Genomic DNA, 21,678 nt, shown 5'->3' on the forward strand with positions numbered 1-21,678 from the left:
CGCGCCGTAGGGCAGCGGCTCTCGGAGGATCGCGATGACGGGCGTGTTCTTTCTGTACTTCACCGCGTGCATGGCGAGCGCTCCCGAGACCTGCGAGGCGCGCCGCATGCCGCTCGACGTCGCCACGCCGCGCGCCTGCCAGCACGTCGCGCAGCCGCAGCTCGCCCGCTGGGTCGTCGAGCATCCGGAATACCGGATCACCGGCTGGCGCTGCGGGGCGCCGCTGCGCGATCCCGGCACCCGGATCTGAGGATGGGCGTGGCGTCGCGGGCACAGGCGTCCGCCCTTGCGTCGTGCGGGCGTCCGCGCGCCCCGGTTTCGCCGCATCGGCCGGGCCAAGGCGACGGCCCGTCCCGCCAGCGAACCCTTTTCCGATGACCCACCGCGCCAGCCGCCACCGCAACGCCTTCGCCGGCCTGGGCCTCCTCGCCCTCGCGCTCTCCGCCTGCGGGACGCCGACGATCCTCGAGAGTCCCGGCCCGGTGAGCCCCGTGATCCTCGACGAGACCGCCGCCGCCGCCGCGATCTCGCGCTACCGGGCGCAGCACGGGCTCGGACCGGTGACGGTCGACGCGGGGCTGGTCACGGCGGCGGCGTTCCAGGCCGGCAACAACGCCCGCACCGGCCAGCTCAGCCACGAGGCTGGCGGCAGCTTCACGTCGCGGATGGCGTCGGCCGGGCTCGGCCGCACCTGGTCGGCCGAGAACCTCAGCGCCGGCTCTGAGACCTTCGATCAGGTGCTGGCCCGCTGGAAGGCCTCGCCCGAGCACAACAAGAACATGCTGATCCCGCAGATCCGCCGGATCGGCATCGCCCGCGTCGACGCGCCCGGCACCCGCTACAAGCGCTTCTGGGCGCTCGTGATGGCCGGCGGCTGAGGCCGGATCACTCGCTCGTGTTCGGCTCGACGACGTTGCCGGTGCCGCCGTCGGCATCGTCGCGGCTGCTGCCGAACGGGTAGCCGGCATCCTGGCCGCAATAGAGCCGCCATCCGCCGCGGGAATTGACGACGATCGCCGTCGACCCGAACAGGCCGCCGCCGCCGGTGAAGACGTTGCCGGTGATCACGTTGTCCGACGGGCTCTGGTGGCGGACCGTCCCGCCCTCCCCGCAATTGCGGTAGAGCCGCACGCCGCCCTGCCCGTGCTGGGCGATGCGGTTTCCAGTGATGCGGTTGCGCGCCGAGCCGTCGACGGCGATGGCCTCGCGCCCGATCGCGACATCGATGGTGTTGTCGGCGATCACGTTGTCCGCGCTCTCGGCGTCGAGGTAGATCGCGTCCGCGCCCGAGCGCCCGTTCAGGGTCGAGCCCTGGAGGGTGAAACGGGTGACCCCGGGAGCGAGGTAGATCGGGATGTGCCCGAGCGCGGTGATCGTCGAATCGCGGATCGCGACCTGCGTCGGCGCGGCGGCCTGTGCCCGCTCGGTATGGCCGAGGCTGTGCGAGGACGCCTTCACCGCGAGCCCCTGGCCGTTGAGGCCCATGCCCCAGACGCGAATGTGGCCGAGGATGCGGCAGTTGCGCAGGGTCACGCCGCTCGGCCGCGACCAGATCCCCCCCGCTACGGTCGGCGCGCGCGAGCGGATCTCGACCGCGAGCTCCGCGAGCGTCGGCGCCGGCTCGGCCCGGCCGATCGTCGCGCCGCCGCAGTCGATCTCCGTGCCCGAGGCCTCCGCCCCCTCGATCACGACCCGGCGCAGGACGTGGTCGCCGGGGCTCAAGCCGATCGAGCATGCGAGGCTGACGGTCTCGTCGCCGGGGCTCGGAGGCGACAGCAGGCGGGCGCGCGTCGCGGCATCGCAGGGCCGGGCGGATGCAGGTTCGACGAGGGCGGGCGGGGCCGGCGGCAGGCTGACGATCATCGCCGGGAGATGACGGGCGACGACGGCATTTTCAGGATGAGGCCGCGCAGGTCCGAGATGCCGGCCCCGGCGGTTCCGCTCGCGGGCGAAGGGTTCTAGACCTCCGGTGCGCCGAGGTCCGATCCGGCGCTGGAGCCGAAGGTTGGCAGACCCCGTCCCGAGCATGCCGAAGCAGACCGCGAAGCGGACGGTCGTGCGCCTGCGCCGCCGCCGGGTCGCGGGCGGGCGCGGGAGCCTCGGCCGGCCCGGCTCCGACCTGACGCGGCTGCCGGTGGCCCTCGACCCGCGGGGCCTGAGCCTCGTCGAGGGCGTGCGCGCGGCCTTCGCCTTCGCGATCGTGCTGCTGGCCAACGAATGGATTCAGTGGCCGCCGCTCCTGACGATGGCGCTCGCGGCCAACCTCACCTGCTTCTGCGACACCGGCGGCCCGATCCGCATCCGCCTGCGCGTGCTCACCGCCTTCTCGGTGCTCGGCGCCCTGATCTGGGGCGTGTTCGGGCTGATCCAGCCCTACGGCCCGCTCGTGGTCGTGCCGGCCGCCTGCGCGGTGATCTTCGCCTGCGCCTACGCCCGCGTCTGGAGCGTGCAGGCCCAGGCCGCGGGCAACGTGCTCGTGGTGGTGCTCTGCATCGCCATGGACCGGCCCTTGAGCCCGCAGGAAGCCGCGATCATCGCCGCGATGTTCCTCGCGGGCGGGCTGTGGGCGACCGTGCTGGCGCTGGTGCTGTGGCGGCTGCACCCCTACCGCGCGGCCCATCGCGCCATCGCCGAGGTCTGGCACGCGCTCGCGCGGCTGACCGGCGATCTCGAGAAGCTCGCGGCCGCGCCCGAGACGGTGGCCGCCGCCTTCGACGGCCATGCCCGCGCCCACCGCCGCGGCGTCCGCGCCGGCATCGAATCCGCACGTGCGCTCCTCCTCGACCTCGCGCGCTCCCGCGAGCGCGTCTCCGAGCGCACGGCGCAGGCGCTGCTGCGCCTGGAGACGGCCGAGCAGCTGTTCTCCGGCCTGATCGGCATCGCCGAGCTGATCGAGAGCGCGCCCGAGCCGCACCGGCGCGCCGCCGCCAAGCTGTTCCTGCGACGCCTGCGCCCGCTGCTGATCGCCATCGCCCGGGCGATCCGCGACGACGTCGACCTCGACCTGCCGCGCCTGGAGCCGGCGATCGCCCGCGCCACGGAAGGGCTGGAGGCGACGCCGATCCTCGCGCGCCTGGCCGAGCGCATCATCGAGCGCGTCCGGATCGGGGCCAAGCTCTCGACGCCGGAGGGCTACCGCCCCGGCGGGGCGCTCTCCGACGGCGGCAGCCTCGACTGGCGCACGCGGTTCTTCGGGCCGCTGCGCACCAACTTCACCCTCGCCTCGGCCAACCTCCGCCACGCGGTGCGCGCCAGCGCGGTCTGCGCCCCGGCGCTCGCGGCGACGCTGATCTGGGCCGGCCCGTTCTCGCATTGGCTGGTGATGACCGTGGTCCTCACCATGCAGCCGTTCTACTCGGCGACGTGGCAGCGGGCGCTGGAGCGGATCGGCGGCACCGTGCTCGGCGGCCTCGTCGGCGCGCTGCTGGCGCAGATGGCGACGACGCCGCTGATGCAGATCGCGCTGATCCTGCCGTTGAGCATCGTCGGCTTCGCCGCGCGGCAGGTCAGCTACGGCGTCTTCGTCGCCTGCCTGACCCCGCTGATCGTGCTGCTGATCGAGGTGATCACGCCCGGCCATTCCTCCTGGGAGGTGGTCGGCATGCGTGCGCTGTTCACCATCCTCGGCGGGCTGATCGCCGTGGTCAGCTGCCTGCTGCTGTGGCCGATCTGGGAGCCGGACCAAGTCCGCAAGGAACTGCGCCGCGCGCTCGCGAGCCATGCCGCTTTCGCGGAAGCCGCCTTCGCGGAGACGCCGCTTTCGGAGCGCGAGGCGAAGCTCTCGACCTGTGCCCGGAGCGCCGGCCTCGCGCTCAACGACCTCGAAGCCGCCCTGTCGCGCGCCCTGCAGCAGCCGCGCGCCGGTCACCACCCGGAGGTCGAGGCGGCGATGGTCGCCGACGCCACGCTCCGGCGGATCAGCGCCCGCCTCACCGTGCTCCGCCATGCCGGCGCGCCGGCGGGCGCGGAGGACGGCCCGTGGAAGGCCTGGATCGCGGCGACGCTCGCGGCGCTGGCCGAGCACCGCTATCCGTTGCCGGACCGCCCCGATGAGGCGCGCAGCCCGCAGCTACAGCGCCTCGTCGCCCAGGTCGACCTGCTCACCGGCACCCTGCGGCCGGGGCAGGTGCGGGAGACGCCGGTGGGCGCGGCCGCATGACCCGCACCCGACCGGCTCAGTTCAGCGCCTGCGGCTCGGCCTCCTGAAGGAAGGCTGCGACCTCGCGGAAGAACTGCATGCGGTTCTTCTCCATCATCACCGTATGCGTGCCCTCGCCGAGCTCGACGAAGCGCTTGTAGGGGGCGTTCGTCAGCTGGGTGAAGTATTCCTGCGCCTGGTAGCTCGGCAGGTCGGCGTCCCATTCAGCGTGGATGATCAGGGTCGGGACGCGAATCTCGCCCGGGTCGTAGAGCGGCTTTCCCGCCTGCCAGTAGGCCTGCGAGTCGGCGACGACGCCGTTCGGCGCGCGCAGCACCGGCGGCGACGAGGCCGCGCCGGCCGCGTCGGTGGCCCAGGTCGCATCCGCCCATTGCTCGAACCAGCCCGCCGGGATCAGGTCGGCGCGCTTGTCCCCGGCGACGCCCTTGAGCCAGCGGTCCCGGGCGCTGTCGCGGGTGACGGTGCGGTAGGCGCCGAGCGGCCCGGAGGTGCCGAGGTTCGGCGGCGCCTTGGCGATCCATTGCGGCGCGTAGAGCACGAGGCGGTTGACCCGGTCGTTGTGGGTCGTGGTGTAGAGCCCCATGGTCGAGGTGCCCCAGGACCATCCCATCAGGTCGAGTTTTTCGACGCCGCGCCGCTTCAGGATGAAGTCGACGGCGACGCCCACGGCCTTCGCCGCGTCGGCGGTGCGCATGAAGGGCGGGTTGTCCGCGGCCGGCCGGTCCATCTGCTTCGGGCGGCTCGAGAACCCGTAGCCGGGCAGGTCCACGAGGTAAACGTCGAAGCCGAGGCCGGCCAGGTAGTCCATCATCGACAGGCCGGCGAGCGGCAGGTCGAACGCCGTCGAGGCCGGGTAGGTCGCCCCGTGGACGTAGAGCAGGATCCGGTCGGCGGCGAAGCGCGCCTGCCCCGCCGGGTGCTTGTTGCGGACGTAGAGCTCGATCCCGTCCTCGCCCGTCGGCACGCGGAACTCCTCGCGCGCGATGGCGGGTGCCGCCGGCTCGCGCGCCAAGGCCGGCGTCGCCGCCAGACCGAGGCCGAGGGCGGCGAGGCCGCGGAAGACGTCCCGGCGCGGCACGGCGCCGAGGTCCGGGTCCGCCGCGTTTCGGCCTTCGGCCGGCGGTTTCGGCTTCGATGGTGCGGGCATCGTTCTCTCCCATGCGGATCTGGCGTCCGATGCAGGAGATGAATCATTCCCGCGGCGCCCAGGCAACGGAGATCGCAGCGCAGCACGGACGATCATCGGCGATCGTCGCCCGACGATCGGCCATCCCTATCGCGCTCACGGAAAAAACACGCTGCCGCGTCCGCGCGCATCGCGCCGTTTCCCGTATATCGGCGCGGGACATCGAGAGCGGACACGACCTTTGGAAGACGCGTTGATCCGGTGGCTGCAGTCCACCGCACATCTGAGGGCCGACGTCGCGGCCGTGATCGGCACCGTGCTGGCGCTCGGCGTCACCCTGCACGCGCTGCTGCGCAAGCGCCGGGTCAGCGTCGCGGTCGGCTGGATCGGGCTCGCCTGGCTGTCGCCGGTGTTCGGGACGTCCCTGTACCTGCTGTTCGGGATCAACCGGGTCGAGCGCCGCGCGCGCAAGTTCCAGTCGAAGCCCTCCGCGGCGCCCGGCGCGCCGAGCACCGAGGACGCCATCGTCCCCGAGGTGATGTGGCCGCTGGACAGGGCGGTGCGCCGCATCTCCGGCCTGCCGGCGCTGGCCGGCAACACGATCCGCCTGTTCCGCAACGGCGATGCGGCCTATCCGGCGATGCTGGCGGCGATCGGCGCGGCGCGAACCAGCATCGCCCTGTCCAGCTACATCTTCCGCGACGATCCCACCGGACGGACCTTCTGCGCGGCGTTGAAGGAAGCGCAGGACCGCGGCGTCGCGGTGCGGGTGATCATCGACGGCATCGGCGGCGGCTACTTCCGCGCCGCGGCCTTCCGGCGCCTGCGGGCCGCGGGCGTGCCGGCCGCCCTGTTCATGCATTCGGGCCTGCCCTGGCGCATGCCGTTCCTGAACCTGCGCACCCACAAGAAGCTGCTGATCCTCGACGGGCGCGAGGCCTTCACCGGCGGCCTCAACATCTCGCAGCCGAACCGCCTGCGGACGCGCCCGGACCACCCGATCCGCGACACCCATTTCCACGTCGCCGGCCCGGTGGTCGAGCAACTGATGCTGGCCTTCTCGGCCGATTGGGCCTTCGCCGACGGCGGTGCGCTCGAAGGGCCGGACTGGTTCCCCGACCTCCAACCGGTCGGGCAATCGATCGCGCGGGTCGTCGTCTCCGGGCCCGACGCGGACGTCGAGAAGATCGAGTTCGTGATCCTGCAGGCGCTGGCCTGCGCGCGCAGCTCGGTCCGCGTCGTCACCCCCTACTTCCTGCCGGACGAGGTGGTGATGAACGCCCTCATCCTCGCCAGCCAGCGCGGGATCACGGTGGACATCGTCATCCCGCGGATCAGCGACCATCACTTCATCGATTGGGCGACGCGGGCGCACATCGCGCCGCTGCTGCGCAACGGCGTGCGGATCTGGCTCGACGAGCCGCCCTTCGACCATTCCAAGGCGACGGTGGTGGACGGGGCCTGGTGCTTCGTCGGCAGCGCGAACTGGGACATGCGCAGCTTCCGGCTGAACTTCGAGCTCAACGTCGAGATCCACGACGCGGATCTCGCCGCGCAGCTCGAGAGCTTCATCCGCGCCAAGATGGAGACACCGTTGACCCTGGACGCGATCAACGCGCGGGTCTTACCCGTCCGTTTGCGCGACGCAGGCGTGCGACTGCTGCTGCCATACCTCTGAAGCGCAGGCGCGGCGCCTCGCCGGGCGGGGCCGGGCTGAGATGGACGACGATCGGGCGGTGGTCTGAGGGCCCGCGCGGCAGCACCGCGTGCTCGCGGCAGACGAGGCCGCGCACCAGGCAGCGGTCGAGGCGCAGCGGCACCATCTCGACCATCGCGTGCGTCGGCCGGCGCGGGCCGACGTCGCGGAATCCCGGCACCAGCGCCGGCCCGACGATGTTGTAGTCGCCGAGGATCGCCGAGCGCTCCGGCAGCATCCCGACGATCCGGCGCAGCTGGCGCCGGTTCAGCATCTGGCCGTGCGACAGGTGCACGTTGGCCACGCCGAAATCGCCGAAATCGAGCACCTGGCAGACCCGGTGCACGACCGCGCCGGACGGCAGCTTGACGACGGTCGGCGTCTTCGCCCACGGGGTCGGGCACCACATCGCCAGGCCGTGGATGCGCCCCGGCAGCGGCACCCAGGCATAGGATCCGCCGACGCGATCGGTGATCCCGGCGATCTCGCGGGTCGCCTCCTGCATCAGCAGCAGGTCCGGCCGCTCCTGCTCGATCAGGGCGACGACGTCCTCGACCGCCGCGCCCGTGCGCCGCAGCAGGTTCCAGCTGACGACCTTGCGCGACACCGCCGCGGCATCCGCCTGGCGGATCGGCGCCGGCGCGACCAAGTCGAGGCCGAGGGACGCCGGGGAAACCTGGATCGTTGCCATGCGGGCCGTTCGTGCTCCTGACGGCGCTCGCCTGACAGCCCCGGGCAGGCGCGAGACCGGGACGGGGTGCGGGGGTATCACGCCCGCGTCCCAACGCGCGACCGATGATCCCGTTGCCCTGTTGACGCAACCACCCTCGACCCTTGAGCCTCGCGGCGCGAGCGCCCAGAACCCATCTCGATCCGTTCGGACCTGCCGCGGGGCAGCGCTCCGGATCCCGAGGACCCAGATCACGGGGACCATGACGCGTTTCACGTTCATCCACGCCGCCGACCTGCATCTCGGCAGCCCGCTCGCCGGGCTCTCGGCGCGGAACGCCGAGATCGCCCAGCGCTTCGCCTCCGCCGGCAGGCGCGCGTTCGAGGACCTGGTCGGCCATGCGATCGAGGCGCGCGTCGCGTTCCTGATCGTCGCCGGCGACGTCTACGACGGCGACTGGGCGGACCACTCGATCGGCCTGTTCTTCGCCCGCCAGGTCGCGCGGCTCGACCGGGCCGGCATCCCGGTGGTCTTGGTGCGCGGCAACCACGACGCCGAGAGCGTGATCACCAAGGCGATCACCCTGCCGGACGCGGTGCGCACCTTCTCGACAAAGAAGCCCGAGACCCTTCGCCTCGACCACCTGAAGGTCGCGCTTCACGGGCAGAGCTTTCCCAACCGGGCGGTCGACGAGAACCTGTCGCTGGCCTATCCGGCAGCCGTGCCGGGCTGGTTCAACGTCGGCGTGCTGCACACCTCCTGCACCGGGCACGCCCAGCACGCGACCTACGCGCCCTGCTCCGTCGCCGACCTGCGCGCGCGCGGCTACGACTACTGGGCGCTCGGCCACATCCACGAATATGCCGAGCTGTCGCAGGATCCCTGGATCCTGTTCCCGGGCAACCTCCAGGGTCGCAGCATCCGCGAATGCGGCCCCAAGGGCGCCGTCGTGGTGGAGGTCGGCGACGGGCAGGTCACGGCGGTGCGCCGCCTGATCGTCGATCATGCGCGCTTCCACAGCCTCACGGTGGCGGTCGACGCGGCCGAGAGCGAGAGCGAGGCGGTGGCCCTGGTCGAGGCGGCTCTGCGCCCGCTGGCGGCCTTGGCCGAGGGCCGCCTGCTCGCGGTCCGCGTGCACCTCACCGGCGTCACCGCCGCCCACGACCGGCTCGCCGCCGACCGCGAGAACCTCACCGCCGAGATCCAGGCAGCCGCCGACCGCGTCCACGAGGACATCTGGCTGGAGAAGCTGAGGATCGACACCGCCCGCCCGAGCAGCGGCCCGCGGGAGAACGTCGTCGACGCCATCGACCCGGCGACGCTCCTCGCCGAGATCGACCACGACCCGGAGTTTCGCGCGCGCGCGACCGCCGCGCTCGCCGAGATCGCCGCCAAGATGCCGGCGGCCGAGGACGGCGACCTCGCCGCCGATCTCGATACCCTCTGCGCCGAGGCCGAAGCGATGATCCTCGGCCGCCTGACCAAGCGCGCATGCTGAGCCGCGCGACTTCACCGGACGCTCGCCGAAGCCCGGCGGAGCGGAGACACCCATGCGCCTGCTGAGCCTCGACCTCGAACGCTACGGCCCCTTCACCGGCCGCCGGGTCGACTTCCGCGCCGATGCGCGCCTGCACGTCGTGCTCGGCGCCAACGAGGCGGGAAAATCCTCGGCGCTCGCCGCGGTGACCGACCTGCTCTTCGGCATCGGGACACGGACCGCCTACGCCTTCCTTCATGAGATGCCGCAGCTGCGGATCGGCGCCGAGATCGGCGGCGCCGACGGACGGACGCTCTGCTTCCGCCGCCGCAAGGGCAACCGCAACACCCTGGTCGACGCCGACGACGCGCCCCTGCCGGAGACCGTGCTCGCGCCCTTCCTCGGCGGCTTGACCCGCGAGGTGTTCTGCCGCGCCTTCGGCCTCGACGCGAACAGCCTGCGCGAGGGTGCCAGGGAGATGCTGCTCGCCGAGGGCGAGCTCGGCGCCAGCCTGTTCGCGGCGGCCTCGGGCCTGCGCGGCTACAGCGACCTTCAGAAGAGCCTCGAGGCCGAGTCCGACCGGATCTACGGGCCGCGCAAGCGCCAGGACCGCAGCTTCTACCAGGCGTTCGACCGCTACGAGGACGCTCGGAAGGCGATCCGCGACACCGGACTGCGCGCCGGAGACTGGCGCGACCTCAACGACAGCATCGCCACGGCCGGGAACGCGCTCGACGCGATCAAGGCCGAGCGGATGCGGATCGCGGCCGAGCAGGCGCGCCTCACCCGCCTCCGGCGCGTCGGCCCGCTGCTCGCCGAGATCGACGGGCTCGCGGCGCGGGACGACGCCGAACCCGGGCTGGTCGAGGTTCCCGACGCCTGGGTCGACCGCCTCGGGGAGGCCTGCGCCGCGTTGCGCGCCCGGCAGGCGGACGCCGCGCGCATCGATGCGGCAGCGGACGCGGCCCGGGCGGCCTTCGCCGCCGTCGCCGTCGATGCCGGGCTCGTTGGGCGAGCCGAGGAGATCCTGGAAGGTTTTCGCGGGATCGACCGCTTCGACAAGAACGGGGTCGACCTGCCCCGCATCCAGGGCGAGGCGGACCAGTTCGACGCCGAGCTCGCCCGGCTCGCCGTGCGGGTCGGCCTCCCCGACGTGGAGGCGCTGACGCGGCGCCAGCCCTCGGACGCCGTCCGCGCCCGGGTCGAAACCCTGATCCGCGATGGGCAGGAGGACGCCGCCGCCATCGCCCGGCTGGAGCGCGACCTCGCCGCCGCGCGTACCGAGCACGAGGGCCTGCTGCGCGACGTGGCCGAAGGCGGCACGCCGGTCGATCCGACCCCCTTCCGCGAGACGTTACGCCCGCTGGCGGCGATCCGCGGCGTGATCGCCGAGCGCGACGCCCTCGATGCCACGGTGCGGCGGGCCGAGCAGGTGCTGCGCGGGCAGGCGGCCCGTCTGTCGCCACCGGTGGCCGACGTCGCGGCCCTCGCCGCCGCGCCGCTGCCGACGGTCGAGACGGTGGCGCGCTTCCGGGCCTTGCTCGACGGCAAGGAGCGCGAGCGCGTGCTGGCGGTCGAGCGCCGCGACGCCGCCCGGCGCCAGGTCGCGACGCGGCGGGGGCGCCTGCGTGAGCGCGAGGCCGGCCGGCCGATCGCGACGCTCTCCGACCTGTCTGCGCTTCGGGCCGAGCGCGACGCCGCCTTCGCGCCGCTCCGCGAAGCCCTGAGCGAGGGGGTCCGGCGAGCGCCGGGGGATATCGCCGCCTACGAGCGCCTGGCGCAGGCCGCCGACCGGCTCGCCGACGATCTCGCCGCCGACGCCGCACGCGTCGCGGAGCACGCCGCCGACCGGCTGCGCCTCGACGCCGAGCTCGCCGAGACCGAGGCCGCCGACGCGATCCTGAGGGAGATCGAAGCCGAGGTCGCGGAAGGCCATGCCGCCTGGGTCGACCTGTGGCGCCCCGCCGGCATCGCGCCCTCGACCCCGGCGGAGATGACAGCGTGGCTCGGTGAAGCCGAGACCCTGATCGAGGGCAAGGGCGATCTCGACGAGCGGCACATCGATCGCGCGCTCCGCACCGAGCGGATCGAGGCGGCACGGGCGCCGTTGCTGGATATGGCCGAAAGGATGGGACTGACCGACCTCGCCGGCCTCGACGTCGGCCTGATCCTCGGCCGCCTGGAAGAGCGCGTTGCGGCGATCGCGTCGCGATGGGAGGCGACCCGCGAGGCGAACGCGCGGATCGGCGCCGCCGCGATCGGCATCGCGCGGTCCACGACGGCGCTCGCCGACGCGAAGGCGAAGCAGGCGGCCTGGCGCAATGCCTGGGACGACGCGGTGCGGGCGATCGGGCTCGACGGCGCGGCCGGGACCGAGATGGCGACGAGCGCCCTCGCCGCCTGGCAGGCGGTGCCGAATGCGCTCGCCGAGCGCGAGAACCGCCGCGCGCGCGTCGCCGGCATCCGCCGCGACATGGAGGCCTACCACGCCGCCGTCACGCCGCTGATCGCGGCGCTCGCCCCCGACCTCGCCCACATCCAGCCGAGCGCCGCGATCCGCAGCCTGCAGACGCGGCTGCAGGAGGCGCAGGCGAGCGAGACCCGCCGGCGCGAGCTCGCGAAGCGGCGCGACGAGGCGGAGCGGGAGGCCGGAGCGGCGATGCGCGCGCGCGACGACGCGCTCGGCCATCTCGCGGGTCTTCTGGCCGACACGGTGCCGGACCTCGGCGCCGACGCGCAGGACGCGGTCGAGGCGCTGCACGGCCGCCTCGTCGCCCGGCGCGCGTTGCGGGCGGAAGCGCTCGCGCGGCGGGTCGAGCTGGCACGCGCCGCAGACGGCGTTCCCGAAGACGCGCTGCGTGCCGACCTCGCCACCATCGACGCCGATGCGATCGAGGCGCGGCTGCGCAGCCTGGCGATGGAGGACGAGGACCTCGACCAGCGCGGCAAGACGGCCTTCGCCGAGCGCGATCGCAGCGAGCGCCGGCGCGAGGCCCTGGAGGGCGGGACCGGGGCCGAGCTGGCATTGGCGCAGAAGAAGGCGGCCGAGGCCGAGCTTCACGCGAGCGCCCGGCAATGGGCCGTGCTCAAGCTCGCGAGCCTAATGCTCGGCACCGCCATCGCCCGCCAGCGGACGGGGCAGCAGGACCCGTTGCTGATCCGGGCCGGCGCGATCATGGCGGCCCTGACGGGGGGCGGGTTCTCCGGCCTCGCGCAGGATTACGACGAGGCCGACAAGGCGCTGATCGTCGCCCGCCGCGCCGGTGGCGAGACCGTCCACGTCCAGGGCCTCAGCGAGGGCACCCGCGACCAGCTCTACCTCGCGCTGCGGCTGGCCTACCTGGAGGATTACGCCGGCAAGGCCGAGCCGGCGCCCTTCATCGGCGACGACCTGTTCTCGACCTTCGACGACGCGCGCACCGGCCACGGCCTCGAAGCGCTCGCCGCGATCGGCGGCACCGTGCAGCCGATCCTGTTCACCCACCACCGCCACGTCGCCGACCTCGCGCAGGCGCGTCTCGGCTCGGCGGTGGACATCATCCCGCTCTAGGTCGCGGACTCATAAAGTCCTGAGCCAGACGCGGACGGCTGCGAGCTTGACGCTGGCCAGGAAGTTTTCCGGGTCCTTGTCGTACCGTGTTGCGACCGCACGGAAGTGCTTGATCTTGCTGAAGAACCGCTCGACCAGATTGCGGTACTTGTACAGGAAGGCACTGAAGGCCGGCACGTTCTTGCGGTTGGGCATCGGCTTCACGTTCGCCCAGGCCCCCTGCTCGGCCAAGCGCTCGCGCCGCGCGTCGCTGTCGTAGGCCCGATCCCCCAGGAGGGTCTGTCCAGGTCCCAGATCGCCGAGCATGTCGTCGGCGGCCCGACCGTCATGCGCTTGGCCTTCGGTGATCTTGAGGGCGATGGGTCGGCCCTCGGCATCCACCAGAGCGTGGATCTTGCTCGTCAGGCCGCCGCGCGAGCGACCCATGCCACGGGATCGGTCGTCTTTTTTTGGCGCAGCCCGCATGCTGATGCACCCGCACGCTGGTGGCATCGATCATCTGCAGGTCACCCTCGTAAGCCTCTGACACGGCTTTCAGAAGACGATCCCAGATCCCACGCTTGCGCCAGCGCCGAAAGCGGTTGCCGCACGTCGTGTGCGGACCATAGCGCGCCGGGATGTCGGCCCAGGGCGCGCCCGTGCGCAACCGCCAGAAAATGCCGTTCAGCACCCGCCGGTCGTCCACCCGATCCTTGCCGCGCACATCCGTCGGCAGAACCGGCTCGATCGCCGCCCACTCCGCATCCGTCAGGTCAAACCGCGCCATTCACAATCCTCCATGCTGGAGGATCAACGATCAGGGCGAGCGACCGTGCCAGCCGTTATGAGTTCGCGACCTAGAGCACTTCCCGTGATCCCTGGATCACGGGAAGTGCTCCATCTTATTGTGAGATCGCGTTTCCTTCACGCGAGCCGGGATCCACTTCGCATGAAAATGCTCTAGCCGATCCGTAGCGCGTTTCGAGGTGGGCGAGGTAGGCCTCGGTTCCGAGCGGGCGGCCGGTCGCCTGCTCGAGCAGCGCATCGGTGGGCAGGCGGCTGCCTTGCTCGTGGACGTGGCGGCGCAGCCAGCCGCGCAGCGGCGCGAAATCGCCCGCGGCGAGGCCCGGCAGGATCCCCGGCTCGTCGCGCTTGGCCGCGGCGAAGAGCTGGGCGGCGGCCATCGCGCCGAGCGTGTAGGTCGGGAAGTAGCCCCAGGCGCCGCTCGGCCAGTGGATGTCCTGCAGACAGCCGAGGCGGTCGTTCGGAACTTCGAGCCCGAGCAGGTTGCGCATGCCGTCGTTGAACGCGCCCGGCAGGTCGGCCACTGCGAGGTCGCCGGCGATGAGGGCCGATTCGAGGTCGTAGCGGAGCAGGACGTGCGCCGGGTAGGTCGCCTCGTCGGCGTCGACCCGGATGAAGCCGGGCTCGACCCGGGTGTGCAGGCGGTGAAGGTTCTCGGGCATGAAGGCGGCCCCGTCGCGCCCGAATTCCGTACGGACCAGGGGCGCCAGGAACGCGAAGAATTCGCGGCTGCGGCAGGCCTGCATCTCGACGATGAGCGATTGGCTCTCGTGCAGGCTCATGCCGCGGGCCTTGCCGACCGGCTGGTTGCGCCACGCGGCCGGGCGGCCCTGCTCATAGAGCGCGTGGCCGGTCTCGTGCAGCACCCCCATCAGCGCACGCCCGAAATCGGCGGCGTCGTAGCGCGTGGTGATCCGCACGTCGTCGGTGGCGCCCCCGCAGAACGGGTGCAGACTGATGTCGAGGCGCCCGCGCGCGAAGTCGAAGCCGAGCGCACGCATCAAGGCCAGCCCGATCCGCCGCTGCGCCTCAACCGGGAACGGGCCGTCGAGCGGCAGCGGCGCGGGCTCGCGCGCCTGCCGCTCGCGTGCCTCGGCCACCAGCCCGGGAAGCCGGGTGCGCAGATCGGCGAAGAGCGGATCGATGGTCGCGCGCCGCATGCCCGGATCGTACTCGTCGAGCAGCGCGTCGTAGGTGCCGAGCCCGAGGGCCGCCCCCTTGATCGCCCCGATCTCGCGCTGGAGTCGCAGCACCTCGGCCAAGTGCGGCAGCAGCATCCTGAAATCCGACTGCGCGCGGGCCTCGCGCCAGACCATCTCCGCCTTCGAGATCGCCCGCGAGCTCGCCTCGACGAGGTCGCCCGGCACCGCCGCGGCATGGGCGTGGAGGCGGCGCATCTCGGCGAGGTTCGCAGCCCGCCACGGGTCGAGGGCGGTCTCGTCGGCAGCCGACAGCGCGTCGGCGGTCTCGGGCGCCGTCAGGATCTCGTGGGCGATGCCGCGCAGGACCGCGAGCTGGTCGGCGCGGCCGTCGGCGGCACCGTCCGGCATCAGGGTCTGGGAGTCCCAGCCGAGGATGCCGGCGGCGGCGCCGATCGCGTCGAGGCGGGCGAAGCGGCGTTCGAGGCTGGAATAGACGTTCACGATGCGAAGGCCCCGCGGTGACGATCCGGCCGCGAACGGCCGGGATGGGTGCTCTCGTCATAGGCGGCCGTCGGCGCTGCGAACACCCCGACCGGGGCCGAAGACGCTCGCGAGCGCATATCGGCGAGCCCGGCCGCGCCTTCCGAGCCGAAAACCCCATATGGTCGCGATGCGCCGCAGGCGTCGCCGACACCGGAGCCGTTTCGTGGATCGCCGCGCCTTTGTCGCCGCAGCCCTGGCCTGCACCGGCCTCGTCGGAGGATCGGCGGCAAGCACCGCACCCGAACCTGCGGCGATCCCGGACGGTCGCCCGGTGCGGATCGCCATGCTACTGTTTCCGGGCATGACGGCGCTCGACGTCGTCGGGCCGCAGGAGATCCTAGCGGGCCTCGCACCGGGAAACCTGCATCTCGTGGCACGGGCGGCAGGTCCCGTGGCGAGCGACACCGGGCTCGCCCTCCTCGCCACCGCCGACTTCGAGACCTGCCCGCGCGACCTCGACGTGCTGTTCGTTCCCGGCGGGGACGGCACGCCCGACCAGATGCGCGACGCCGCGACCCTCGCCTTCCTGCGCGATCGCGCCGACCGGGCCGCCTGGGTCGCCAGCGTCTGCACCGGGTCGCTGATCCTAGGAGCAGCGGGATTGCTCTCGGGGTACCGCGCGACCTCGCACTGGTGCGTGCGCGACGCCGTGCTGCCGCTGCTCGGCGCGGTGCCGGTCGACGAACGCGTGGTGTTCGATCGCAACCGCGCCACCGCGGCCGGCATCTCGGCCGGGCTCGATTTCGCCCTGGCGCTCGCGGCCAAGCTCCGCGGCGAGGCCTATGCCCGCACCAGCCAGCTCGTGGCGGAATACGCGCCGCGCCCGCCCTTCGATGCCGGAAGCCCGTCCGCGGCCGGCCCCGCGATCACCCGCGCGGCGGACGCAATCCTCGCGCCGCTCGTCGCGGGCGCACTGGCTGCGAGCCGCAACCGGTGAACCGCCCCGCAGCGCACGCCTCCGTGAACGGGCGCGCCGGAACGGCAACCACGGGTAAGCATTCTGGCAGGTGAAGCCGTCGCGAGGCGACGGCCGCCATCCTGGACCACTACGCCGGACCTGCCATGATCCTCGGAATGCTCGTCTCGGCCGTCATCGCGGCGCTCGGCCTGCTCATGGCGCTCGGCCGGATCGGCCATCCGATCGACGGGCAGGTGCTCACCAATTTCGGCTGGAGCGGCGTGATCATCGGCGTCGCGCTGTTCGGCTTCTTCGCCTACCTGATGCGCGGGCGCCGACGCCCGGTGGCGTGAGCCGTGACGGTGTCAGGCGATGCGGATCAGCGGCTCGCGACGCAGCGCCGGCGTCGCGCCGACCTCGACGCGCTGGCGCTCGCGGGCGATGTAGGCCGTCGGCATGATCGCCTGCATGTCCGCCTCGACCGCGCGCAGGGTCGCGTCGGAGTGGCATGGATGCAGGTGGATGATCGCCAGCGCCTTCACGCCGGCGGCCTGCGCCAGCTCGACGCCCTTCTGCCAGGTCGAGTGGCCCCAGCCGCGGCAGGTCGGGTATTCGCAGTCGGTGAACATGCCGTCGTAGACGATCAGGTCGGCATCCTCGACGAAGCGCATCAGGGCTGCGTCCGGCCAGGGATCGGTGTGCTCGATGTCGCTGATGATGCAGAGCCGTTTCCCGTCATGCTCGAACCGATAGCCGACAGAGCCCTGGGGATGGTTGAGCAGGATCGTGTCGACGGTCGCGCCGTCGGAGAAGGTCAGGGTCTCGCCGGCGCGGAAGCCGTGATGCTTGAGCGTGCAGGGCAGGACGTCGAGTGTAACCGGGAAGAGCGGCGGCGCGTATAACCGACCGAGCGTGTCCTCGGCCGACTGCCCGCTGAGGTTCCCGCACCAGGTGTGGACGGTCCGCTCGGGATCGAACACCGCCGGCTTGAAGAACGGCAGTCCGCCGGTGTGGTCGAGATGGAGATGGCTGAAGAGAAGATCGACGTCCTTCGGCAGGTCCTGCCGGTTGTGCTGGCCGCACGCGTAGAGGCCGGAGCCGGCATCGACGACGAACAGGCGCTCGCCGCAGCGCACCTCCATGCACGGGGTGTTGCCGCCGAACTCGGCGTATTCCGGGCCGCTCACCGGCGTCGAACCACGCACGCCCCAGAAGCGCAGCGTGAGACCGCCGTCCGATACTGGACTTCTCGACATCGTCATCACGGGTCGTTTTCGTTCGGATGGTCCGATCGCCTTCGATCTGGAACCGTTCTCCGCTTCGCCGTCAATGCGACCGAGGCGGTGGGCGGACGGTGGTTTTCTCATCGCCGCTCTCTGACAGGGGTTGAGATGGGTGGCCGCCGCACGCTGCGATGTGCGAGCCCGCACATGGGATAAGTCCCATCCACGCCTCGCGTTTCGGAGATCACGGGCGTTCGGCGAGGGCGAGCGGACCGGTCGGAGCCCGAACGGGCACCGTCGGATCGCCGGCGCCGGCCGCCCGGACGAGCCGCGGAAGCCGGTCCCGGTAGCGGGAATCGAGGCCGTCGAAGCGATCGGCCTCGCGCTCGTAGGACGGCACGAAGCCGGCCATATGGGTCGGGGACAGGGGCGAGCCCGGCGCCGCCCAGGCGGCCCAGGTCGCCTCGGGCACCGGTGGCGCGCGCCGACGGGCGGGGATGACGATCGTCTCCAACCCGGCATAGGCCAGCGCCTCAGGGCGGCTGACCTCGCCGAGCGACGTGCCCTTGGCGGCGAGCGCCGCCCAGAAAGCGTGTTGGCTGCCGTCGGAATAGCTGGTGCGGATCGCGGCCGCCCCATCGTCGACGAAGGCGGCGATGCGGGCCTCCTCCGCCGCCCGGCGGGTGACGACGGCGGCTTCCTTGGCCGGGTCCTTCGACGGCGCGAAGACGTAGCGGCCGCCCTCGACGCCGACCTGCAGCTCGTCGCCGGTCGCCTCGAACCGGTCCGCGCCCGCCTTGAGCTCGCGCCAGAACCCGATGTTCGGATCGGTGCGATAGCGCGCCATGTTCTCCGCGGTCATCCGGAACGGATAGGCCTGGAACTGGAACGCCGCCTGCCCGCCCTTCAGCGCGTCGCGGGCGATCGCGTAGATCTCGCCGACGGTGTGGTCCATCATCGCGAAGCAGCCCATCGACGAGCACACGCCGTGCACCATCACCGCCGAGCCGGTTCCGCCATGCGCCCGGTCGTAGGCGTTCGGGTAGCCGACGTCGAAGGACAGGTAGTAGTGCGAGTTCGGGTTCATCTGGCGCTGCGGCACCATGTAGAAGCCCTCCGGCGTCTGCCGGTCGCCGTTCTTGCGCTTGGGACCGAGCTGGCCGGACCACCGGCAGATCGGGAAGGTCTTGAGGTAAACGAAGCGGCCGCCGGCGGCCTTCTTCCACACCTCGATCTCGGAATCCTTCTTATAGGCCCGGAACAGCACCGGCGCCTGCGGGCTCGTGCCCTTGGCCGCCATCAGCGCGAGGGTGGCGGCGGGGATCGGCGCCTCGGCCTTGGCGTTCTGCGCCGACGCGTCGCCCGCGAACAGCAGGGCGAGCACGACGGCGAAGCCGGTCGGGACCAGACCTTTCAGACGGTGGGCGGGAGGCATCGCGGGGCCGGGGCGGGAGGGTCGCGCGACGCCGCGGCCGACACGGCCGCGCACGGGACGGGCACGCGGCCCGAACCTGTGCGGCCAATACGGCGTCCGTATGGCTTCATGCCGGCTCGAGCGCGCGAGCGGGCTTCGCCGGCACCGGAACCACGGTGCTGTTCTCCACGGCGATCACCGCATCGAACGGGTCGAGGACGTCGAGGTCGGCGGCGTCGGGGACGCAGACGATGAGGCCGCGGCCGGCCCGGGCCGCGCGCAGGCGGGTGATCCGCGCCGCGATCTCGGCGGGCTTGCGCTCGTCGAGCAGGATCGCGACGACCACGATGTCGGGCTGGCGGATCAGGCAGCGGGCGAGGTCGATCGCGATCCGGGTCTCGACCGGGATCGCGCCCTCGCCGAGCACCGAGCCGGTACCGGCGCTTCCGGGCTCGACCCGGCTGTCGAGGCCGAACCGATAGACCGAGGCCTCCAGGCCCTCCTCGGTCAGCACACGCCGGACGATCGCCCGCACCCGCGGCTCCGCCCCGGCCTCGCCGAGGCTGACGCGACCGAACAGCAGGTTCTCCTCGACGCTGGCCGCCGGGTTGATCCGCGTGGGATCGTGGAACTCGACCGCGGCGGCGAGATGCGCCGGCAGCATCCGCGCGAAGGAGTGGCGGGCGGCGACGAGCCGCTCCTCGAACGCGGCGTCGATCAGCCCGAAGCGGTGGCGGGTTTCGCTGTAGCGCAACGCCAACCCGATGAGCCGCTCGCGGTCGCGCTGGCCCGCCGGGCCGCGACGCAGCGCGACCGCATTCGGCTGGCGCACCACCAGATCCTCGAAGTAGCCGCGCTCGTCGGCCGGAAAGAGGGAGAACGCGTCGAACAGCGGATGGTCGTTGGGCAGATCGGCGAAGATCTCGACGGTGCTGCGCGCGACCGCGAGGCCAATCTCCGTGAGCGGGCGGACGAGGTCTTCCGCCTCCAGCACGGCGCGCATGTAGGGATGGCGAGCGAGGCGCTTGGGCGCGAAGGTCTGGCCCACGGGCTCGCCGAACAGGATGTTCTCGCCGACCGTGGCCTGATGGTTGTAGCGGGCGGGATCGAACGGCTCGACCAGGCGCTCCGCCCCTTCCGCCTTCAGCATCGTCCGCATCGTGACGCGGGCGGCCACCAAGGCGCGGGCGAAGTCGGGGGCGGCGACCGGATCGACCCGGGCGAGGAGGCCGCGGGAATAGGCGAAGGCATCGAGCCCGGTGATCCGCAGGATCTCGACGAAGGCGGGCTGATCGGGGGCGGCCGCGGGATCCGCGCCGTAGAGGATGTTGGCGCGGAGCGTCCCCTCGACCAGGATCGCCTCGCCGGCGGCGAACGCGATCCGGCGGGCGCGATCCGCGGCGTCGAACGCGCCGAGATCGTGCCCGGCATAGGTGACGTTGCCCGCCGTCGGCGCGACCTGGCCCGCGAGGATCGCCGCGAGCACCCGGGCGCCGCTGCCGCGGATGCCTGTGATCGCGACGTGCGAGGGCATCGCCAGCGTGAGGTCGACTCCCGAGAGCCGTTCGCCGGTCGCCGCGTCGTAGGCGCCGACGCCCCGCGCCGCGAGATCGCCGGCGCGGGGGACGGCGAGCCCGCCCTTGCGCCCGCGTCGCCCCTCCAGGGCCGCGATCGTGCGGGCGGTCTCGCGGAAGATCGGCTTCAACCCCTCGCGCAGACGCCAGAGGTTGAGCGTCAGGGCGATCAGGATCGCCGCGATCGCGAAGGCGCCGGCCGCCGCGACCAGGGCGGCGGGGTCGACGTCGCGGGCGGGCGGCGCACCGTTGCCGCCGCCGCGCCACAGGGCGGCACCGGCGGCCATCGCCGGCAGGATGATGGCCAGCGCCAGGGAGGGCGCACGGGCATAGGCGAGCTTCGCCTCGGCGCTCGCCAGCGCCGCGCGGGTGGCCGCGGCCTTCTCGGCGATGCGCGCGCGCTCCAGGGTCGCCGAGCCGTGGATCCGCACCGCCGGCATCCGTCGGACCAGATCCCCGAGCGTCCGCTCCGCAAGCGCGCTCGAGCGCAGGCGCAGAGCGCTCCGCGAGGCCGAGCGGCGAAGGATCAGCTCGCGCGCCATCGCGGCCGCGAACAGGCCGACCGCCGCGGGGGGCACCAGCCGCGGGGCGGCCAGGGCGGCGAAGCCCAGGGCGACGAGGATCGCGCCGAGCGCCATCGCCGGCACGAGGATGCCGATGGCGAGCAGGCCGTCGACCCGGCCGAGCGCCTGCCCGAGGAGGCCGGCGAGGCCGCGCGCCTCCTCGCGGGCACCCGGCGGCGCATCGAGGATCGCCCCGGTCGCGGCCTCGCGCATGCGCAGGACCGCACGGCTCTGGGCCGAGAAGCTCAGGGCGGCGACGAACCAGCCGAGGCCGGCGAGCGCCAATGCGCAGGCGGAGAGACCGAAGAAGGCCGCGCGTTCGAGGTCGAGCGGCGCCAGGCTCCAGCCCGGAACTAGGACGAAATCGTCGGCCGTGCGGGCTATGGCGACGCGCAGGAAGACCAGTGCCGTCGCCTCGTCGTGGCCCAGGGTATGGACGAGGTCGCGCAGGCAGAGCAGGGCGAGGATGCAGAGCGGGCCGCCGAGGCCGAGCGCCAGCGCGACCGCGGCGAGGTGGCGCCCGCGCGCCGCGCGCCAGGCGAGAACGATCGGATCAAGCTCCATGGCCGCTCACGTGATCGAAGGCTTTCGCATCGGCCGGTCCCGGGCGGCCGCCGGATCGCACGCCGCCTCCCAGCGCATAGGCGCTGTTCGGTCCCGCGAAAAGCGCGCCACCACACGCCGCGCTCGTCGGCGGACAACGCGGCCAATCGCCCCCTGTCGCTCAGCTTGGAATTCTTCCATAGCGCGTGGCATCGGCCGGGCAAGAGCGAACCTCCGTCGCATTGCTTTGACGGTGCAGACCGGGTCAACCTTGCGGGACCGGGCTGCGGGCATGGCGAGGCAGGGTCGAACATCTT

The 21,678-nt window shown here is 72.5% G+C and carries 16 protein-coding genes; 8 read left to right on the forward strand and 8 right to left on the reverse strand.

All coding sequences use genetic code 11. The annotated features are described in order from the left end of the window. Positions 1-34: 34 nt before the first annotated feature. Together MKK64_RS09840 and MKK64_RS09845 are read left to right on the forward strand one after the other, a co-directional pair. Positions 35-250: a hypothetical protein gene (locus MKK64_RS09840; RefSeq protein WP_147842420.1), complete on the forward strand. Its 216-nt coding sequence runs from the start codon at positions 35-37 to the stop codon at positions 248-250. Positions 251-374: 124 nt separating this feature from the next. Next, positions 375-878, forward strand: a complete 504-nt coding sequence (locus MKK64_RS09845; protein WP_147726398.1) for a CAP domain-containing protein — start codon at positions 375-377, stop codon at positions 876-878. Between the two features lie 7 nt (positions 879-885). On the opposite strand, the gene MKK64_RS09850 is transcribed toward MKK64_RS09845, so the two are convergent. Further along, on the reverse strand, positions 886-1,863 hold the full coding sequence (locus MKK64_RS09850; RefSeq protein ID WP_243934083.1) for a right-handed parallel beta-helix repeat-containing protein: 978 nt from the start codon (positions 1,861-1,863) through the stop codon (positions 886-888). Between the two features lie 163 nt (positions 1,864-2,026). On the opposite strand from MKK64_RS09850, the gene MKK64_RS09855 reads away from it, so the two are divergent. After that, positions 2,027-4,159: an FUSC family protein gene (locus MKK64_RS09855; RefSeq protein ID WP_243934183.1), complete on the forward strand. Its 2,133-nt coding sequence runs from the start codon at positions 2,027-2,029 to the stop codon at positions 4,157-4,159. Positions 4,160-4,175: 16 nt separating this feature from the next. On the opposite strand, the gene MKK64_RS09860 is transcribed toward MKK64_RS09855, so the two are convergent. Next, the gene (locus MKK64_RS09860; RefSeq protein WP_147842416.1) at positions 4,176-5,306 is read right to left on the reverse strand and encodes an alpha/beta hydrolase; all 1,131 of its coding nucleotides are present in this window, start codon (positions 5,304-5,306) and stop codon (positions 4,176-4,178) included. Between the two features lie 220 nt (positions 5,307-5,526). Here MKK64_RS09860 and MKK64_RS09865 point away from each other — a divergent pair, with 220 nt between their 5' ends. Further along, positions 5,527-6,963, forward strand: coding sequence for a phospholipase D-like domain-containing protein (locus tag MKK64_RS09865; protein WP_147858622.1), 1,437 nt, complete (start codon positions 5,527-5,529; stop codon positions 6,961-6,963). Here MKK64_RS09865 and MKK64_RS09870 read toward each other — a convergent pair. Continuing rightward, positions 6,896-7,672, reverse strand: coding sequence for an endonuclease/exonuclease/phosphatase family protein (locus tag MKK64_RS09870; protein ID WP_243934091.1), 777 nt, complete (start codon positions 7,670-7,672; stop codon positions 6,896-6,898). The two genes, MKK64_RS09865 and MKK64_RS09870, sit on opposite strands and share 68 nt — an antisense overlap. 241 nt (positions 7,673-7,913) lie before the next feature. On the opposite strand from MKK64_RS09870, the gene MKK64_RS09875 reads away from it, so the two are divergent. Together MKK64_RS09875 and MKK64_RS09880 are read left to right on the forward strand one after the other, a co-directional pair. Continuing rightward, positions 7,914-9,149, forward strand: coding sequence for an exonuclease SbcCD subunit D (locus tag MKK64_RS09875; RefSeq protein WP_243934093.1), 1,236 nt, complete (start codon positions 7,914-7,916; stop codon positions 9,147-9,149). A 52-nt stretch (positions 9,150-9,201) separates the two neighbouring features. After that, positions 9,202-12,678, forward strand: a complete 3,477-nt coding sequence (locus MKK64_RS09880) for an ATP-binding protein (protein WP_243934095.1) — start codon at positions 9,202-9,204, stop codon at positions 12,676-12,678. Between the two features lie 9 nt (positions 12,679-12,687). On the opposite strand, the gene MKK64_RS09885 is transcribed toward MKK64_RS09880, so the two are convergent. Together MKK64_RS09885 and MKK64_RS09890 are read right to left on the reverse strand one after the other, a co-directional pair. Then, positions 12,688-13,444, reverse strand: a protein-coding gene (locus MKK64_RS09885; RefSeq protein ID WP_409567925.1) for an IS5 family transposase whose coding sequence is annotated in 2 segments (ribosomal slippage) — positions 12,688-13,129 and positions 13,128-13,444 — 759 coding nt in all. Because the reading frame shifts where the segments join, the coding sequence is not laid out codon by codon here. Positions 13,445-13,559: 115 nt separating this feature from the next. Continuing rightward, positions 13,560-15,104 (reverse strand): carboxypeptidase M32, encoded by a 1,545-nt coding sequence (locus MKK64_RS09890; protein WP_243934099.1) that lies wholly within the window; start codon positions 15,102-15,104, stop codon positions 13,560-13,562. A gap of 325 nt (positions 15,105-15,429) precedes the next feature. Here MKK64_RS09890 and MKK64_RS09895 point away from each other — a divergent pair, with 325 nt between their 5' ends. Beyond that, positions 15,430-16,083: a DJ-1/PfpI family protein gene (locus MKK64_RS09895; RefSeq protein ID WP_243934192.1), complete on the forward strand. Its 654-nt coding sequence runs from the start codon at positions 15,430-15,432 to the stop codon at positions 16,081-16,083. Positions 16,084-16,208: 125 nt separating this feature from the next. Further along, on the forward strand, positions 16,209-16,397 hold the full coding sequence (locus tag MKK64_RS09900) for a hypothetical protein (protein ID WP_243934100.1): 189 nt from the start codon (positions 16,209-16,211) through the stop codon (positions 16,395-16,397). A 12-nt stretch (positions 16,398-16,409) separates the two neighbouring features. Here MKK64_RS09900 and MKK64_RS09905 read toward each other — a convergent pair whose 3' ends face one another. The 3 genes from MKK64_RS09905 to MKK64_RS09915 all read right to left on the reverse strand — a co-directional run bounded on the left by MKK64_RS09905 (position 16,410) and on the right by MKK64_RS09915 (position 21,382). Further along, positions 16,410-17,306: an MBL fold metallo-hydrolase gene (locus MKK64_RS09905; RefSeq protein ID WP_243934102.1), complete on the reverse strand. Its 897-nt coding sequence runs from the start codon at positions 17,304-17,306 to the stop codon at positions 16,410-16,412. 205 nt (positions 17,307-17,511) lie between these two features. Continuing rightward, entirely contained in the window at positions 17,512-18,702 is a 1,191-nt protein-coding gene (locus MKK64_RS09910) for a murein L,D-transpeptidase family protein (RefSeq protein ID WP_243934104.1), read from the reverse strand. A gap of 106 nt (positions 18,703-18,808) precedes the next feature. Further along, a complete protein-coding gene (locus MKK64_RS09915; protein WP_243934106.1) occupies positions 18,809-21,382 on the reverse strand; it encodes an ABC transporter ATP-binding protein in 2,574 nt (857 codons plus the stop codon). Between the last annotated feature and the right edge of the window lie 296 nt (positions 21,383-21,678).

The sequence above is a fragment of the Methylobacterium sp. E-025 genome (genome assembly GCF_022829705.1).
GTDB lineage: Bacteria > Pseudomonadota > Alphaproteobacteria > Rhizobiales > Beijerinckiaceae > Methylobacterium.

Coding starts and splice junctions, on each gene's coding strand:
- MKK64_RS09840 (WP_147842420.1), top strand. CDS start 35: ATGACGGGCGTGTTCTTTCTGTACTTCACCGCGTGCATGGCGAGCGCT.
- MKK64_RS09845 (WP_147726398.1), top strand. CDS start 375: ATGACCCACCGCGCCAGCCGCCACCGCAACGCCTTCGCCGGCCTGGGC.
- MKK64_RS09850 (WP_243934083.1), bottom strand. CDS start 1,863: ATGATCGTCAGCCTGCCGCCGGCCCCGCCCGCCCTCGTCGAACCTGCA.
- MKK64_RS09855 (WP_243934183.1), top strand. CDS start 2,027: ATGCCGAAGCAGACCGCGAAGCGGACGGTCGTGCGCCTGCGCCGCCGC.
- MKK64_RS09860 (WP_147842416.1), bottom strand. CDS start 5,306: ATGCCCGCACCATCGAAGCCGAAACCGCCGGCCGAAGGCCGAAACGCG.
- MKK64_RS09870 (WP_243934091.1), bottom strand. CDS start 7,672: ATGGCAACGATCCAGGTTTCCCCGGCGTCCCTCGGCCTCGACTTGGTC.
- MKK64_RS09875 (WP_243934093.1), top strand. CDS start 7,914: ATGACGCGTTTCACGTTCATCCACGCCGCCGACCTGCATCTCGGCAGC.
- MKK64_RS09880 (WP_243934095.1), top strand. CDS start 9,202: ATGCGCCTGCTGAGCCTCGACCTCGAACGCTACGGCCCCTTCACCGGC.
- MKK64_RS09895 (WP_243934192.1), top strand. CDS start 15,430: ATGCTACTGTTTCCGGGCATGACGGCGCTCGACGTCGTCGGGCCGCAG.
- MKK64_RS09900 (WP_243934100.1), top strand. CDS start 16,209: ATGATCCTCGGAATGCTCGTCTCGGCCGTCATCGCGGCGCTCGGCCTG.
- MKK64_RS09905 (WP_243934102.1), bottom strand. CDS start 17,306: ATGACGATGTCGAGAAGTCCAGTATCGGACGGCGGTCTCACGCTGCGC.
- MKK64_RS09910 (WP_243934104.1), bottom strand. CDS start 18,702: ATGCCTCCCGCCCACCGTCTGAAAGGTCTGGTCCCGACCGGCTTCGCC.
- MKK64_RS09915 (WP_243934106.1), bottom strand. CDS start 21,382: ATGGAGCTTGATCCGATCGTTCTCGCCTGGCGCGCGGCGCGCGGGCGC.